17 protein-coding genes and 1 pseudogene are annotated in these 13,716 nt (G+C 35.3%); 9 read left to right on the plus strand and 9 right to left on the minus strand.

The features are described 5' to 3' along the window. Nucleotides 1-6: 6 nt before the first annotated feature. Entirely contained in the window at nucleotides 7-1,491 is a 1,485-nt protein-coding gene (locus AC2TFD_RS19130; protein ID WP_335567847.1) for a hypothetical protein, read from the minus strand. A 334-nt stretch (nucleotides 1,492-1,825) separates the two neighbouring features. Between AC2TFD_RS19130 and AC2TFD_RS19135 the strand changes: the two genes are divergently transcribed. Next, nucleotides 1,826-2,431 (plus strand): TetR/AcrR family transcriptional regulator, encoded by a 606-nt coding sequence (locus tag AC2TFD_RS19135; RefSeq protein ID WP_335567846.1) that lies wholly within the window; start codon nucleotides 1,826-1,828, stop codon nucleotides 2,429-2,431. Nucleotides 2,432-2,701: 270 nt separating this feature from the next. Here AC2TFD_RS19135 and AC2TFD_RS19140 read toward each other — a convergent pair whose 3' ends face one another. The 3 genes from AC2TFD_RS19140 to rpmG all read right to left on the minus strand — a co-directional run bounded on the left by AC2TFD_RS19140 (nucleotide 2,702) and on the right by rpmG (nucleotide 4,706). Continuing rightward, a complete protein-coding gene (locus AC2TFD_RS19140; protein ID WP_484673768.1) occupies nucleotides 2,702-3,016 on the minus strand; it encodes an AbrB/MazE/SpoVT family DNA-binding domain-containing protein in 315 nt (104 codons plus the stop codon). A 223-nt stretch (nucleotides 3,017-3,239) separates the two neighbouring features. Beyond that, nucleotides 3,240-4,439 (minus strand): GTP-binding protein, encoded by a 1,200-nt coding sequence (locus AC2TFD_RS19145; RefSeq protein WP_335568130.1) that lies wholly within the window; start codon nucleotides 4,437-4,439, stop codon nucleotides 3,240-3,242. A gap of 117 nt (nucleotides 4,440-4,556) precedes the next feature. Further along, complete coding sequence (gene rpmG / locus AC2TFD_RS19150) at nucleotides 4,557-4,706, minus strand: 50S ribosomal protein L33 (RefSeq protein WP_484673769.1); 150 nt, start codon at nucleotides 4,704-4,706, stop codon at nucleotides 4,557-4,559. 230 nt (nucleotides 4,707-4,936) lie between these two features. Between rpmG and AC2TFD_RS19155 the strand changes: the two genes are divergently transcribed. The 6 genes from AC2TFD_RS19155 to AC2TFD_RS19180 all read left to right on the plus strand — a co-directional run bounded on the left by AC2TFD_RS19155 (nucleotide 4,937) and on the right by AC2TFD_RS19180 (nucleotide 10,109). Then, nucleotides 4,937-5,953, plus strand: a complete 1,017-nt coding sequence (locus tag AC2TFD_RS19155; RefSeq protein WP_484673770.1) for a metal ABC transporter solute-binding protein, Zn/Mn family — start codon at nucleotides 4,937-4,939, stop codon at nucleotides 5,951-5,953. Nucleotides 5,954-6,086: 133 nt separating this feature from the next. Next, complete coding sequence (locus AC2TFD_RS19160; protein WP_335567843.1) at nucleotides 6,087-7,085, plus strand: permease; 999 nt, start codon at nucleotides 6,087-6,089, stop codon at nucleotides 7,083-7,085. 11 nt (nucleotides 7,086-7,096) lie between these two features. After that, entirely contained in the window at nucleotides 7,097-8,023 is a 927-nt protein-coding gene (locus tag AC2TFD_RS19165; RefSeq protein WP_484673771.1) for a TIGR03943 family putative permease subunit, read from the plus strand. A gap of 516 nt (nucleotides 8,024-8,539) precedes the next feature. Then, on the plus strand, nucleotides 8,540-8,986 hold the full coding sequence (locus AC2TFD_RS19170; RefSeq protein WP_484673772.1) for a hypothetical protein: 447 nt from the start codon (nucleotides 8,540-8,542) through the stop codon (nucleotides 8,984-8,986). Continuing rightward, nucleotides 8,974-9,276: a phosphatase PAP2 family protein gene (locus AC2TFD_RS19175; RefSeq protein ID WP_484673773.1), complete on the plus strand. Its 303-nt coding sequence runs from the start codon at nucleotides 8,974-8,976 to the stop codon at nucleotides 9,274-9,276. The genes AC2TFD_RS19170 and AC2TFD_RS19175 overlap by 13 nt, the downstream gene beginning before the upstream one ends. A gap of 158 nt (nucleotides 9,277-9,434) precedes the next feature. Continuing rightward, nucleotides 9,435-10,109 carry a serine/threonine protein kinase gene (locus tag AC2TFD_RS19180; protein WP_335512379.1) on the plus strand — a complete coding sequence of 225 codons (675 nt, stop codon included), beginning with the start codon at nucleotides 9,435-9,437 and terminating at the stop codon, nucleotides 10,107-10,109. A 246-nt stretch (nucleotides 10,110-10,355) separates the two neighbouring features. Here the strand turns inward: AC2TFD_RS19180 and AC2TFD_RS19185 are convergent, their stop codons facing one another. Both AC2TFD_RS19185 and AC2TFD_RS19190 read right to left on the minus strand, forming a co-directional pair. After that, nucleotides 10,356-10,541 (minus strand): histidine kinase, encoded by a 186-nt coding sequence (locus AC2TFD_RS19185; protein WP_335512381.1) that lies wholly within the window; start codon nucleotides 10,539-10,541, stop codon nucleotides 10,356-10,358. Nucleotides 10,542-10,686: 145 nt separating this feature from the next. Beyond that, the gene (locus tag AC2TFD_RS19190; RefSeq protein ID WP_484673774.1) at nucleotides 10,687-11,394 is read right to left on the minus strand and encodes an NAD(P)-binding domain-containing protein; all 708 of its coding nucleotides are present in this window, start codon (nucleotides 11,392-11,394) and stop codon (nucleotides 10,687-10,689) included. Nucleotides 11,395-11,442: 48 nt separating this feature from the next. Between AC2TFD_RS19190 and AC2TFD_RS19195 the strand changes: the two are divergent. Beyond that, nucleotides 11,443-11,639: pseudogene (locus AC2TFD_RS19195) on the plus strand (NAD(P)-binding protein); the annotation flags it as partial. 121 nt (nucleotides 11,640-11,760) lie between these two features. Here AC2TFD_RS19195 and AC2TFD_RS19200 read toward each other — a convergent pair. After that, nucleotides 11,761-12,210 carry an ArsI/CadI family heavy metal resistance metalloenzyme gene (locus AC2TFD_RS19200; protein WP_484673775.1) on the minus strand — a complete coding sequence of 150 codons (450 nt, stop codon included), beginning with the start codon at nucleotides 12,208-12,210 and terminating at the stop codon, nucleotides 11,761-11,763. A 264-nt stretch (nucleotides 12,211-12,474) separates the two neighbouring features. Here AC2TFD_RS19200 and AC2TFD_RS19205 point away from each other — a divergent pair, with 264 nt between their 5' ends. Next, a complete protein-coding gene (locus AC2TFD_RS19205) occupies nucleotides 12,475-12,801 on the plus strand; it encodes an ArsR/SmtB family transcription factor (RefSeq protein ID WP_335512386.1) in 327 nt (108 codons plus the stop codon). Between the two features lie 90 nt (nucleotides 12,802-12,891). On the opposite strand, the gene AC2TFD_RS19210 is transcribed toward AC2TFD_RS19205, so the two are convergent. Further along, nucleotides 12,892-13,062 carry a hypothetical protein gene (locus AC2TFD_RS19210; RefSeq protein WP_335512388.1) on the minus strand — a complete coding sequence of 57 codons (171 nt, stop codon included), beginning with the start codon at nucleotides 13,060-13,062 and terminating at the stop codon, nucleotides 12,892-12,894. A gap of 221 nt (nucleotides 13,063-13,283) precedes the next feature. After that, nucleotides 13,284-13,703, minus strand: a complete 420-nt coding sequence (gene arsC / locus AC2TFD_RS19215) for an arsenate reductase (thioredoxin) (protein WP_335512390.1) — start codon at nucleotides 13,701-13,703, stop codon at nucleotides 13,284-13,286. Between the last annotated feature and the right edge of the window lie 13 nt (nucleotides 13,704-13,716).

Consider the following 13,716-nt stretch of genomic DNA (forward strand, 5'->3'; position numbering starts at 1 on the left):
CAATAATCAGTTATTTGTTAAAATAAGTGAGCTATCACGGCCTTGAATTTGTACATGTGTTATAGATGGTTGTTTACTTAACTTGTCTAAAAGTTGGACGATCGGTGTAGAAGCCGAAAAATATTGACGATACGGACCTGCTTTTCGCATTTCCACAATATCTTTTGTCCCTTTCATGATATAACGCAGCATGAACTCTTCATCTGAGAGTGTCGGACCGCCGAATTGCTCTTTCAATTTTTTGATTGGTATATCTGCAACTGGCTCATAATGTAATTCTTTTGCACGTGGTAAGCTCAAGAATTTATCCTTCAAATTTTGATCCATCATTAAGTAACCTGAATCTTCGCTATAGATACCTGCTGCAAATTGAATCAATTCATCGATAACCACTTTGTAGCGTTCCCCTGTAGCAACATTGATTGCTGCTTGTGTTACCATAAATTGTGAATATGGTGTAATCATTACTGGATAACCTAGTTCTGCACGAATTCGTATGGATTCTTCCACTACTTCATCTACTCTATTTTGAAGATTCATCGCTTGCAGCTGATGGCGCAGATTTGAAATAACACCGCCAGGTACTTGATGTATATATTGCGAGTAATCGTACTCAAGCGGCGCACCGATTGGTAAATTGTCAGTCTTTGCAACCACCATGAGACGCTCTGAAATTCTTTGAATACGTTCGATATCTAAGTTATGATCTAAATTCAAATATTTTGCATTTGCTATTGTTGTCAATACAGATGGCTGTCCTGAACCATTTGCCAATGGTGGAATTCCGGTATGTAGAGTTCGGACACCGAGTTTCATCGCCTCAACATAGAGCTCATCTGCAATTCCTGTCGTACAATGACCATGGAATTCTACAGGAATTCCATTTGAATTTTCGATAATAATAGGTAATAGTCTTCTAAGACTTTCAACCGTCAACAACCCTGCCGCATCTTTAAAATAAATAATATCTGGCTTATTTTTTACTACTTCTTTCGTCTTCTCTGCAAAGTATTCATCTGTATGTCTTGGCGAAATACTGTAGGCAATGGCGTGTGCAATTTCCATTCCTTTACTGCGTAAATAAGGCAGGAACCACGGGAAATCTGTTTTTAAATTTCCAAAAATATTTGCCATGGTCTGTACACGATTCAGTGCTCCCCGTTCAATTAATAAATCATAGAACAGCTTCGCAACAGATGGAGGAGTTTCTAATAGCTCAAAAAGAACAAGTCCTGGTTCACCCATGAATGCTTTTTTCGCATTTGGCATTTTCTCCGCCACTATATCTGCTAACAACCATGGGTCTTCTTTTAATTCACGGGCAATTTTTTTAAAATTGTATGGCATTAATGGAACTTCTACTACCTCAAACCCCGCTTGATCAAGTTCTTCAGCTACTGCCTCTACCATTCCAATTCGAGATTCAGCTGCCCATAAACTTTGGGTTCCATCACGTAAAGTCGTATCCACGAATTTTAGTTCTTTCGTCATTGTTCTCCTCCTCATACTTTAAGCGTTTTCATTCTTAATTTTTTAAAAAACGGAATCTATATTCCGTTTCAATCACATTCTACTAGGTTTTAAAAAGCTGGTCAACCATTTTTTTATCACTATTTCGATTGTTCTAAAAATTTAAAACAAATCAATCCTCTACTTGTTTTTTGCAAAACGGAATATGCACTCCGTTTTCATTACCAATCTACTAGTTTTTTACAAGATAGTCAATCATTTTCCCATTCTCATGTTTTTTTCCATTAAATACTTTATAATAACTATAATTAGGACTCATTAATAATTTTTTGAAGAAGGGAAGCTCAACTGGAATATGGAGAGTGAATTTATCATTACTTCTAAAAGAAGAGATGCCAATAAAAATGCGGTTAAAATTCTTGAAGCTGCGAAAAAAGTTTTCGCCCTAAAGGGTTTAGATACAACAATTGAAGAAATCGCAGTGGAAGCCAATGTAGGTGTAGGAACCGTATATAGACGGTTTAACAATAAGAACCAATTGGCAAACGCAGTTGCCAATGAAGTTCTTGCAGAAACTTACGAAGAACAAGTGGATATTTTGAAATCCAATCTATCAACGGTCGAAAAGGTTAAAAAGATATTTGCCTGCTATGCAAAAATCTCTCAAAAGTATGGAAACATCCATCCTATGATTGTTGATTTATTAGTTTCAAAGGAAAATGATGAAGAGTTTAAACAAACCTTTTTATTAGGATTAAAAAATCTACATACTGAGATTATTATAAATGGACAAAAGGAAAATATTTTTAGAGAGGTTGATCCTAGATTACTTGAAATTTTCCTTCAAAATATGATAAACCCTCAAATGACCAAACAAATAGCGGAAATTTTACCATTAGACGAGGCTGCGAGTTTCTTAGCGGATTTGGCTCTCAACGGACTGCTAAAAAAAAATAATTAGTACTACTCCTTTAAAGCAATTATGACCATCCTTCAAGGGTGGTTATTTTTTGTTAAAAACAAATAACCTATATATACTATGGTTAGCCCATGCTCTTGGCAATCTAACCGCAGCATTTCTACTAATAAACTTTATTTAGCCCTCTATTCACTTTAAACAAAAAACACTCACAAATATTGATGTATCAAACATTTGTGAGTGTTTAAAAGTTTTTAAAATAAATTCAGCATGTGTTTGGACGGCGTATACTATAATCGCCTGCGAACCTTCTTAATCAATAGCCAATACCACTTTGTCAGCCTCAGGAATAAGACATAAACTTTTTTCTTTCTCATCAATACTAATAGTAAAAGATGTGTCTGAGTTAATATTGTTTAATTTTCTAATTTCAACGGGTATATGGACGGTGCCCGATCGGCTATAAATACACTTATTTTCTTGTTCGAATCCTTCTCTACTTGTTAATACAATTTTTTTACCGTCTAAAAAAATATTAATAAAATCACCTACTTTGATATTTAGTATCTTAGCTACAGTTTTTGGAAGGTAAATTTGTCCAGTTTTTCTTAATTTTACTTTCTTCAATTTAATCACTCCCTAGTTGATATCACTAACGGGAATTATAAAATCATCCAAGTATCCTTTACGTTCATGATGAAGATGACCATAAAAAACATAATCAAAATGATCGTTTTTGCATTTTAGTATGAACTTAAGCAAGAATATAGGTGTTTAATGTTTCTAGAGTGAGATCAATAATTAATTTAATTTAACCTTCTTGCGTTTATTCCTGACCGTTTCACGTATGCTACACGGCAGTAGTAATGTTCCATACAAATGGATCATTCATTCGATTCCAATTTTGTGTCATCTCTTCTTCAGTCAATAAACAGTGATCTAACGTACTTTTCACAACGTCTTTATCCATGCCGATTCCGATTAAAACGAGTTCATTTTTCCTATCTCCAAACTTTTCATCCCAACTTTCTTTTAAAGCAGGGTCTTCCTGAAAATACTGGGCTTGTTGCTCTTGGGACAAGGATGCAATCCAATAGGAAACTGGCTCTAATTGGACTGATGTACCTGCTTGCGAGAATAGTAAAGCAAGGTCATTTCTGGTTGCACACCATACGATTCCCTTTGCCCTCACTATTTCTTCTGGCATTTCTTCCACCCAGCGATTAAATCTTTCAGAATGAAATGGAACCGAGCTTCTATAAACGAAGGAGCTTATCCCATACTCTTCCGTTTCCGGTGTATGCTCCGGTGCCTCCAATTCTTTTAACCAACCGGCAGATTCGCTTGCCGTTTCAAAATCAAACAAACCCGTATTCAAAACCTCTGTTGGAGGAATTTTTCCTTTTATAGAACGATGAATTTTCGCTGAAGGCTGCAGCTTTCTTAAAAAAGCCTCCAGCTTTTTTAATTGTTCCTCTTCAAGTAAATCGCATTTATTAAGAATCAGAACATCACAAAACTCAATTTGGTCTATTAATAGGTCCGCTACAGTTCGGTCATCCTCTTCACCAGCAGCCTGGCTTCTTTCCAAAAGGAGGTCCCCCGATGCAAAATCATGCCAAAATCTATTGGAATCCACTACTGTAACCATGGTATCGAGTCTACAAAGCTTTGTTAGATCAATCCCCAACTCTTCATCTATGTAAGAAAAAGTTTGAGCAACCGGAACTGGCTCACTTATACCTGTTGATTCAATCACAATGTAATCAATATTTCCGTTCTCAACGAGCCGTTCCACTTCCATTAAGAGATCTTCTCTTAATGTACAGCAAATACACCCATTTGAAAGTTCTACAAGCTTTTCTTCCGTTCTGTTTAGCCCCCCGCCTTGTTTAATCAGTTCAGCATCCACATTAATTTCGCTCATGTCATTGACAATAACTGCCACTTTTAAGCCTTCACGGTTTTGGAGAATATGATTTAATAATGTTGTCTTACCTGCTCCTAAATATCCACTTAAAACAGTTACTGGTATTTTTGTGTCTTTCATCGTATTCCTTCCTTTCGTTTTTAATCGTAATTATTACGATTTACAAACTGCATTTCTCCTTATCTAAGCGAGAATTTTCCCCATTTCCCTTTAGACCTATTTCCCTTTCCCAAATTCCTACTTTGTTTCTCTATGTATGGTGTATCGTTTTAATCGAGGAGAATATTTCTTCAGCTCGAGTTTATCCGGATTATTTCGTTTGTTCTTTGTTGTGATGTAATTTCTGTCGCCAGTTTCAGTACATTGCAAGGTTATGTTTACACGCATATGACATCGTCCTCCTTTTTATTTTAGGTTTCAAATCGAAATTGTTACGATTTGGACTTTATCAAAATTTCTTTTTTCTGTCAAGCGGAAAACCTACATCCTTCTTTTTTAAAAAAAATAAATCGTAATGATTCCTAAATTCATTTACAAACGCATAGATTTATTTTAGAATGTAAAACGTAATGATTTCGTTTTATTACAAACTATCATTTTTTAAAAAGGAGCAAAATATGAAAATATCAACACTTATATCTACCTCTATTCTAGCTTTTAGCCTTTTGTTAACTGGTTGTGGATCCCAAGAAGTCATAAAAACCGAAGAAGAAAATAATGTTAAAGACACTCTAACCGTGTTTACTACCATTTATCCGCTTGAAGATTTCACAAGAAAAATTGCCGGTGACTATGTCGAAGTAAAAAGTATCTATCCTCCTAACGTGGATGCGCATTCCTATGAGCCTTCAACAAAAGACATGTTGCAACTTGCCAATTCCGATTTATTTATCTATACAGGAGTTGGAATTGAAGGGTTTGCAGAAAAAGCATCTGAAGCATTAGTAAAGGAAAACGTACAAGTTTTAAAAGCTGCGCAAGGAATCGCTCTCATCGAATCTGCTGATGAGCATCATCATGAAGGTGAAGAAGGTCACTCGGAAAGCGAATCCCATGAGGATGAAAACACAGAATCTGAGGTCCATGAAGAAGAAAATGGTGCCCATGGTGACTTAGATCCCCATGTATGGTTAGATCCTATCCTTTCTATTGATCTAGCAAATAACATAAAAAATTCTTTGAGTAACTTATTGCCAGAACATGCATCAGAGTTCGAAGCTAATTTTAATCTACTAAAAAGTGAATTAGAAAAGCTAGATCAAGAATTTAAAACAACGATTGAAAGCGCAAAAACGAAGGAATTATTAGTTGCACATGCAGCTTATGGATATTGGGAAGCGCGTTATGGCATTGAAGAGATTGCTATATCAGGTCTATCACCTACACAGGAACCCTCTCAGAAAGAGTTGCAAACAATTATTGAGGAATCTACAGAACACAATATTCATTATGTGATTTTTGAGCAGAATGTTTCACCAAAAGTAGCTAAAATCATTCAAGATGAAATAGGGGCAAAGTCACTAACTCTCCATAATCTTGAAGCGATTACAGATGAGAACATAAAGCAAAAAGATGATTACTTTAGCATCATGCGCAGGAATTTAGAAACTTTAGAAACAGCATTAAATGAATAAGATATCCAATCCCTACCATAATGTTTTGGCAGGGATTCCTTTTACATAATAGGTACATTTTCAAATCATTTATACATAATCTATTAGATGTACTTATATATTCTATTAAATACTACATTTATGGGAGGTAATTATGCAGCGTATTTTCCGCACTAATATCATAGATATTACAGGTATAATCCTTATCGGTTTAGCCCTGCTGCTTGTTTCTTTCAGTACTAGTTTTAAACTTTCATTCGAGCTGCCTCAGTCTTTGTTAAATCTAAACACGATATTTCTAAGTATTTTAATAGAGGCACTTCCTTTTGTTTTAATTGGAGTCCTCATCGCAGGTGTGATTCAAATTTTTGTAACCGAAGAACATATTCGACGCTGGATTCCAAAAAATAAGTATTTGGCGATCATCATGAGTTGTGTTATAGGAGCCCTCTTTCCAGCATGCGAATGTGGAATTGTACCCATTGTCCGTCGTCTCGTAGGAAAAGGTGTACCCATTCATGCGGCCATAGGATTTATGCTAACAGGTCCTCTTATTAATCCCATTGTCATAGCCTCTACATTCATGGCATTTGGGAACGATTTTAAGATTGCGGGATTAAGAATGGGTTTAGGTTTTTTTATCGCTATTATGGTTGCTTTTGTTGTCAGCTTGATATTTAAAGGAAATCAATTTAAATCCACCATCCCTACAGGCCCCTCTCACTCCCATTCTAAAAAGGAACCTTTTACAAATAGATTTTGGGAGATGCTGACCCATTCGATTGATGAGTTTTTTGATATGGGGAAGTATCTAGTTATGGGAGCATTTTTAGCTGCTTTTGTTCAAACCTATATGCCGGCAAAAGCTCTATTGGAAGCTGGAAGCGGAACTGTATCTTCTATCGGTATCATGATGGGATTAGCTTACTTTTTATCACTATGTTCTGAAGCAGATGCATTTATTGGTGCTTCCTTTAGCAGTATTTTCCCAACTTCAGCTATTTTAGGATTTTTGGTATTCGGTCCAATGATGGATTTAAAAAATACCCTTATGATGCTTAGCGTATTTCGAGTGAAGTTTGTTATGGGTGTTTTGGCGTTAATTATATCGATTGTCTTCATTACGATGATGCTTGTACAAAGCTTTATTTAGGGGGAAGAGGAGTGAAATTCCATTTTCAACAGGCTGTCAGAGCGTTTATTTTACTGGCATTTTCAGTTTTACTATTGAAACTGCATTTTAGCGGCGAAATGACAAAGTTTATTAATCCAAAATATGAGGGTTTAAGCCAGTCCGCTTCTGTATTATTTTTAATTTTGTTTATTATCCAAACCACAAGAATATGGACGGTAAAAGAAACTAGCCATCATCATCATTGCCATCACGATGATCATGACCATAACTGTAGCCATGATCATGGTGATTCTCCTTTTAATATAAGAAAATTAATCGCATATCTAATTATTGTTTTTCCGTTGGTCACCGGATTCCTGCTCCCTGCAAAGGTCCTGGACGCCTCCATTGCTGAAAAAAAAGGAGGTATGGCTGTTATAATGAATCAAACGCAAAAACAAGAGCAAAAGACAACTCCGACCACTAATGATGCAGGAGAACCATCTATTGAAGAGAATCTTATCAATCAATCTCGTTTGAGTGTTCCAAAAGTCTATACAAAAGAAGAATATGAACAATTACAACAGCAACTACAACAAAGTTCAATTATCGAGATGAACGATGATCTTTTTTCTAGCTATTACGATGAAATCAATATGGACTTCGATAAATATAGAGGTAGAGAGATCAAGATAAAGGGCTTTGTTTATAAAGAAGAAGGGCTTCAAAAGGATCAGCTGGTGATAGCGAGATTTATGATTACTCATTGTGTCGCTGATGCAGGCATTATTGGGTTTATATCAGAATTGCCAGAGGCCTCATCACTTGAAATGAATACATGGATTGATGTTGAAGGTGTTTTGGACACGACAACCTATAATGGAACCGAACTTCCCATCATAAAAATTACCAATTGGAAAAAAATTAAGGAACCTAAAGAACCCTATCTTTACCCTGTTAGTGTGAAAATACTCTAGAATATGAAAGAATTAAGCCTTAGTTCATATTGAACTAAGGCAATTCGTAAATGAGATAGGAAAACTTCACATAAAAACAAGTCTATTCCCTTATCATGATAATCATCCAAAAAACAATGAGTCAAATTCTTCCCTGCTTATAACACCCCGCTTGGCTGGAAAACTCGTGAATACCCCCTGAACCCTTCGCACCCTTTTGAATAAAAAACACCTTCGTCCGTAATTAGTAGTTATACATATCTTTTGACTTTCAATTTTTTTAACGTTACAATGTTAATAATATAAATGAACGTGATTCTCCAAAGGGGAGTAGCTTTAACAACAAAGTCGTCATTCCGGGATGAGAGTCCCCGGCTTTGTTGGCAATGTCAATTGCTAGCGAGACCTTTACCAGTATACTTGGTAAAGGTCTCTTTTTATTTTTAAACCTTTACTACAATAGTAAAGGTTTTTTCACTTTCGGGAACGTTATTAATTTATATATTTAAACATATTGATAGATAGGAGTGAAGTATATTGATTCGAAAACGTAAAGAGGCTATGTCTTCCCTACCCCATGTAACTATGTGGGCAATTACTGGCCTGTTATTTTCTACTATTTGTTTATACATATTTAGTAGTTTATCAACCGATTTTATAGAAAAGAAGCCATACCTATTTGATCAGAACGTTATTGATACTATCGGATATTATTCTTCACCAACAATTGATGGATTCATGCTGTTTGTGACGGAATTGGGCTCCAAGTTTATGCTTAGTATTCTTCTAGTAATTAGTATGATTTGGCTATTCGTGAAGCGTAAAGATGTTTGGGGAATGCGATTGTACTTTATTACTGTAGCAGGCGGAGGTCTATTAAATCTTTTGTTGAGAACCTTTTTGAGAGAGAACGTCCCAACATCAATCGAATCATCGAGGCGGATGGTTTCAGTTTTCCAAGCGGGCATTCCATGGGCAGTATGACATATTACGGGTTTTTAGGCTATTTAGTATTGCGAAGTAAACGAAGGCCTTTTTCAAAGTTAGGCTTGGGAATTTTGCTTTCTCTCGTTATTTTATTAATTGGTATAAGTCGTGTTTATCTGGGAGTGCATTATCCTTCTGATGTGCTGGCAGGATTGATAGCTGGAAGTGTTTGGCTAGTGATATGTATTTCTTTACTAGAAATCATCTATTTATATAAGGAAAATAGACATAAACTTACCAAAAGACTAAATGCAAAAACGGAAATATCTCAATTAGATAACGGATGAAATGAACGATTTTGATTGTACAAGCTGTGGGCAAAATGTAAGCAGCAGGAAAACTTAGTGGAGTACACTAGATATTTAAACTATCGTTTATATAATTTTATAAATTTAGATTTGCGCCAATAGCAAGTACCGAAAAACCTTCAAAGGAGAGGATAATCATGAAAGAGGATTGGATATTTGCTGATAAAAATTTATCAGAAATCTCGATTTCATCAAACCCAAACAACGAACCTGTTTCGATCCATGGATCCTCTAATCATTTAAGGTGTATGGGTATAGGGACGGATGCAGCTGTATTTCAATCCCTTGAAAATCCAGCCTATGCATTTAAAATGTATGCGGATGATAAAATCGCTAAAATTCAAATAGAAAAGAAAGTCTATGAATTATTAAATGACTCCCCCTATTTTTCAACATGTTTTGGTTTCAAAGATAATTACCTTGTTCTAAATTTCGAGGAAGGAATCACTTTATATGATTGTTTACTTCAAGGTATACCGATTCCAAAACAGATTATAAAAGATGTTGACCATGCAAGAGAGTATGCGCGTCAAAAAGGATTAAATCCTCGTGACATCCATTTGAAAAATGTTTTTCTACAAAATGGCAGAGCAAAAATAATTGATGTTTCCGAATATGTTCAACCTGGAAATGATTTAAGATGGGAGCATTTAAAAAAAGCATATGATCAGTATTACCATTTAATTGAGGGGAAACCAATTCCACTCAGATTAATGGAAATGATTCGAAAAAGATATAATCAGAGGAATAATTATTCTATACTTGCTGAAGAGTTTATAGGTAGTAAATTTCTTACAACGTTTTGGAAATAAGCGGATCATTTTTCATAAGTAATTTAGGTTTTCAGCCAACCGGGTGAACCAGCCCGGTCCTTTTTTGTTTAAAGAACATCCGAAATTTTGTGTTCTATGCTATTTATTCCTTTGTAATATTTTGGGTACATTTGACCACCACACTTCTCACATTAATAACATTGGCGGTGTCGTTGGATTCCCATCAATTATATATGTCTACACAGAAAAAGAGTTTTTCTTTTAAGAGAAACTCTTTTTAAGTAATTACTTATCATTACCTTTGTCAAACCTAAATAAAAAGAACGAAATTAACCCAGAAAAGATTCCTGCACCTATTGAAATCATTATTCTGGTCATCAAGTTAATTTCGGAGTAGTCCTTCTCAAGCATCCACATCGCTATTACCATAACAATAATCATAATGGGAATGGTAATGGGAAATTTTTTCATATTATTCTACCTTTCATCCTGAAGTCTCCCTCTAGTATACAACAATAAATATTACAGTACCAATGAGATAAAACTACTGGGATATTCCTGAGAGTTCGTTAGTCCATTTACATTCTTTTTCAAGATATCCAATGCTTTCTCTATGCTAAAATAGCATTTTAAGTAAATACTCAGCGTCATCTCCAACACCTTGGAGTAAGACTGAACCTCTACGATATTGCCATGACAGCCCTAAAAAGTAGAGTCCTTTCATGGATGTAATGCCTCTATTATGAATCGGCATCCCCTTTTCATTAAAAATCGAAGGAATCTTAATCCAGCGATAATCTGACTGGAACCCAGTGGACCAAATGACATTAGATACTTCCAAACGAGTAGCATCTTTAAAGGATACTTGACTTCTATCAGCTGACGTTACTCTTGGTTTAAGAATAATATCTCCACTTTTGAGCTGTGACTTAAGCTCAAAACCAAAAATCGGATCAGGTTTATTCTTGATAAATTGACCCATTTTACTATTTACATTTGCCTTTAAAACTCCAAATTTATCAAACCAACAAAATATACTTTTGGACCCTATATCCTGTGGCAAAAATCTTAATGACTGGCCAACTGACAGATAAACTTTTCTTCCTCGTGAGATTTCGACTGCTATTTGTGCCCCTGAGTTCCCTCCTCCAACTACAAGTGACGGTCCATCCTGTAATTGATTAGGATTTTTATAGTCTGATGAATGAAGTTGAAGAATGTTATCCGATAGAAACTGTGAAAATTTTGGAATGGATGGTTCTTGGAAAGGACCAGTTGCTACAATCACGTTTTTACTTTGGAATTCACCCTGGGTAGTGGACAAAATAAATCGGTCTTCTTTTCCAACTTTGTCACAAAAGTATTATGCTGAATGGGAAGTAAAAATGTTTTTGCTGGTGCGGGGCAAGCAGGGCTTGCAATGGGATATTACTTGAAACAAACGAATTTATCTTTCCTTATAGTAGATAAAGAAAGTAAAATTGGAGGGAGCTGGAGAAATAGGTATGACTCCTTAACCTTGTTACACCCCGTACATATAGTTCGCTCCCAGGTTTAAATTTACAAGGGATAACAAGAACATCGTAAATCATTGTTCTCCCCCTTTAAAATTGACAAAAGGCTTCCCTAACAAAAAAGGAAGCCTTAAATTCATTTACTCAGAAGCTTAGAGCATTTAAGTCACAATAAGTTATGAACAACAAGATGATGAAGAGGATTTGATTTCTACTTTTACTGGTTGAGTAGTGCAGCAAGATGAATCAATTGCCCTGCTCTCTACATCACCTTTTGTATAGAAAAACTCCCACTCATTCCCGTTTGGATCGGTAACCCAAAATTTATCTTGAGTAGCATAACAACAGGTAACGTCCATTTCTTCTCTTGCAAAAAAGCCTAATTTCTCTAACCGCTCTTTCTGAAGAAGGACTTCTTCAAGATTATCTACTTGAAAACCAAAATGTCCAACCTGATTTCCTGAAACTTGGTCCTTTAGATTTAAAGTGAAGTTGAGGCCTGGATTATCTAGTAAAAACTTGGCATATTCTGGTTTTACCTTTACTGGGTCTGTGTTAAAAACCTTTGAATAAAATTCGATCGACTCATTTAAATCTGTGACATTGATACCAACATGCATTTTCATAAATATCCCTCCAAATAATTGAATAAAAGGTAAGTTAGCAACTAAGATAATTGTTAAATCAATTTTTCTTAATTTTAAATTCATAAATCAATTTTTTTTGATTTAACAACCTAAGTATATTAGCAAATTTTTCTAATTACAACCCATTAATCAAAAAAAGTTGATGAAAAAATCAATTTTTTTTGATTAAAGAGATTGACTCATGAAAATATTGGATATATGATAAAAATATCAAGATTATTTGATTTAAAAAGGGTGAAATTGATGAATGACGAAATTCAAGTACAAGATATATCCATGGATTCATTCTTTGAAAAGTATGAGTTAAAATTTAAGGCCATTGCTGATAAAAAGAGACTGCAGATTATGAATATTTTAACTCGAGAAGGTGCGATGTGTGTTTGTGATCTAGCTCCAATGGTTGATATGGCTCAATCGAAGCTCTCTTACCATTTGAAGATTTTATTAGACGCCAAGATTATTACAAAAGAAACAAGAGGTACATGGAGTTATTATGAATTGAATCAAGAGGAACTAAATCATTTACTATCGCATGAACTTTGCTGCGTGTTTAAACCAACCTGTTGCTAATTTTTTAATTCATACATCAATTTTCTTTGATTAATATGTTAAGTGTAGGAGTAGTTAGTTTTTCTTATCTAACTACTCCTTCGAAGTTATTTAACAACAATTACTTTCATTTCCTGCTAACACAAGCCCATTAGCTTCTTGACTGAAATCTAAAGTAAGATTTTCAGTATATATCTCAATATCGGGATCAATCGCCACCACTACTTCATTAATGTTTACTACTTTATCCTTTTCTTCTGGCTCATCCAGAGCCAGTCCCACTTTTGGCTGTCCTCAAGATATTCCTGCAAAATAGACACGAATGTTCTTTGCACCGTTATCTTGAAGCAATTGCTTCAATACAACACGGGCTTGATCTGTAATATTCATTTCCCCATCACCTTTCAAATAATTCACGTTCTTATCTTAACTGTTCTTTCTTATTAAAGAAATAGATTTGAATTGCAAGCCAGAGATATCACTCCTAGCTTTCCAAGTACTTTTTACTCACCAGTTTCAGCAAATCGTTTGATTCGGTCTCCAATTTCATCACGAACTCGCTGGAAAAATGCCCATTTTTCCTCTTCGGTCCCTTCAGCTTTGGCAGGATCGTCAAATCCCCAGTGTACTCTTTTCACTGTTGGTGGTGTTACTGGGCATTTATCTGCCGCATCTCCGCATAATGTTACAACAAGATCAGCATGGTTTAGGATTTCTGAATCGATAATATCAGAAGTTTGATTTGAAATATCAATTCCAGCTTCTTTCATCGCTTTCACCGCATTCGGATTTAAACCGTGTGCTTCAATCCCAGCACTTCTTACTTCCCACTCATCACCTAAATGTTTCTTTGCCCATCCTTCCGCCATTTGACTTCGGCACGAATTACCTGTGCATAGAAAATAAATTGATTTTTTTGACATGTTAATTTCTCCT

The sequence above is a fragment of the Neobacillus sp. plas4 genome, assembly GCF_057221695.1.

Excerpts from the sequence above, each read along its gene's own strand:
- AC2TFD_RS19130 (WP_335567847.1), bottom strand. The coding sequence starts at position 1,491 with ATGACGAAAGAACTAAAATTCGTGGATACGACTTTACGTGATGGAACC.
- AC2TFD_RS19135 (WP_335567846.1), top strand. The coding sequence starts at position 1,826 with ATGGAGAGTGAATTTATCATTACTTCTAAAAGAAGAGATGCCAATAAA.
- AC2TFD_RS19145 (WP_335568130.1), bottom strand. The coding sequence starts at position 4,439 with ATGAAAGACACAAAAATACCAGTAACTGTTTTAAGTGGATATTTAGGA.
- rpmG (WP_484673769.1), bottom strand. The coding sequence starts at position 4,706 with ATGCGTGTAAACATAACCTTGCAATGTACTGAAACTGGCGACAGAAAT.
- AC2TFD_RS19155 (WP_484673770.1), top strand. The coding sequence starts at position 4,937 with ATGAAAATATCAACACTTATATCTACCTCTATTCTAGCTTTTAGCCTT.
- AC2TFD_RS19160 (WP_335567843.1), top strand. The coding sequence starts at position 6,087 with ATGCAGCGTATTTTCCGCACTAATATCATAGATATTACAGGTATAATC.
- AC2TFD_RS19175 (WP_484673773.1), top strand. The coding sequence starts at position 8,974 with ATGGGCAGTATGACATATTACGGGTTTTTAGGCTATTTAGTATTGCGA.
- AC2TFD_RS19180 (WP_335512379.1), top strand. The coding sequence starts at position 9,435 with ATGAAAGAGGATTGGATATTTGCTGATAAAAATTTATCAGAAATCTCG.
- AC2TFD_RS19185 (WP_335512381.1), bottom strand. The coding sequence starts at position 10,541 with ATGAAAAAATTTCCCATTACCATTCCCATTATGATTATTGTTATGGTA.
- AC2TFD_RS19200 (WP_484673775.1), bottom strand. The coding sequence starts at position 12,210 with ATGAAAATGCATGTTGGTATCAATGTCACAGATTTAAATGAGTCGATC.
- AC2TFD_RS19205 (WP_335512386.1), top strand. The coding sequence starts at position 12,475 with ATGAATGACGAAATTCAAGTACAAGATATATCCATGGATTCATTCTTT.
- arsC (WP_335512390.1), bottom strand. The coding sequence starts at position 13,703 with ATGTCAAAAAAATCAATTTATTTTCTATGCACAGGTAATTCGTGCCGA.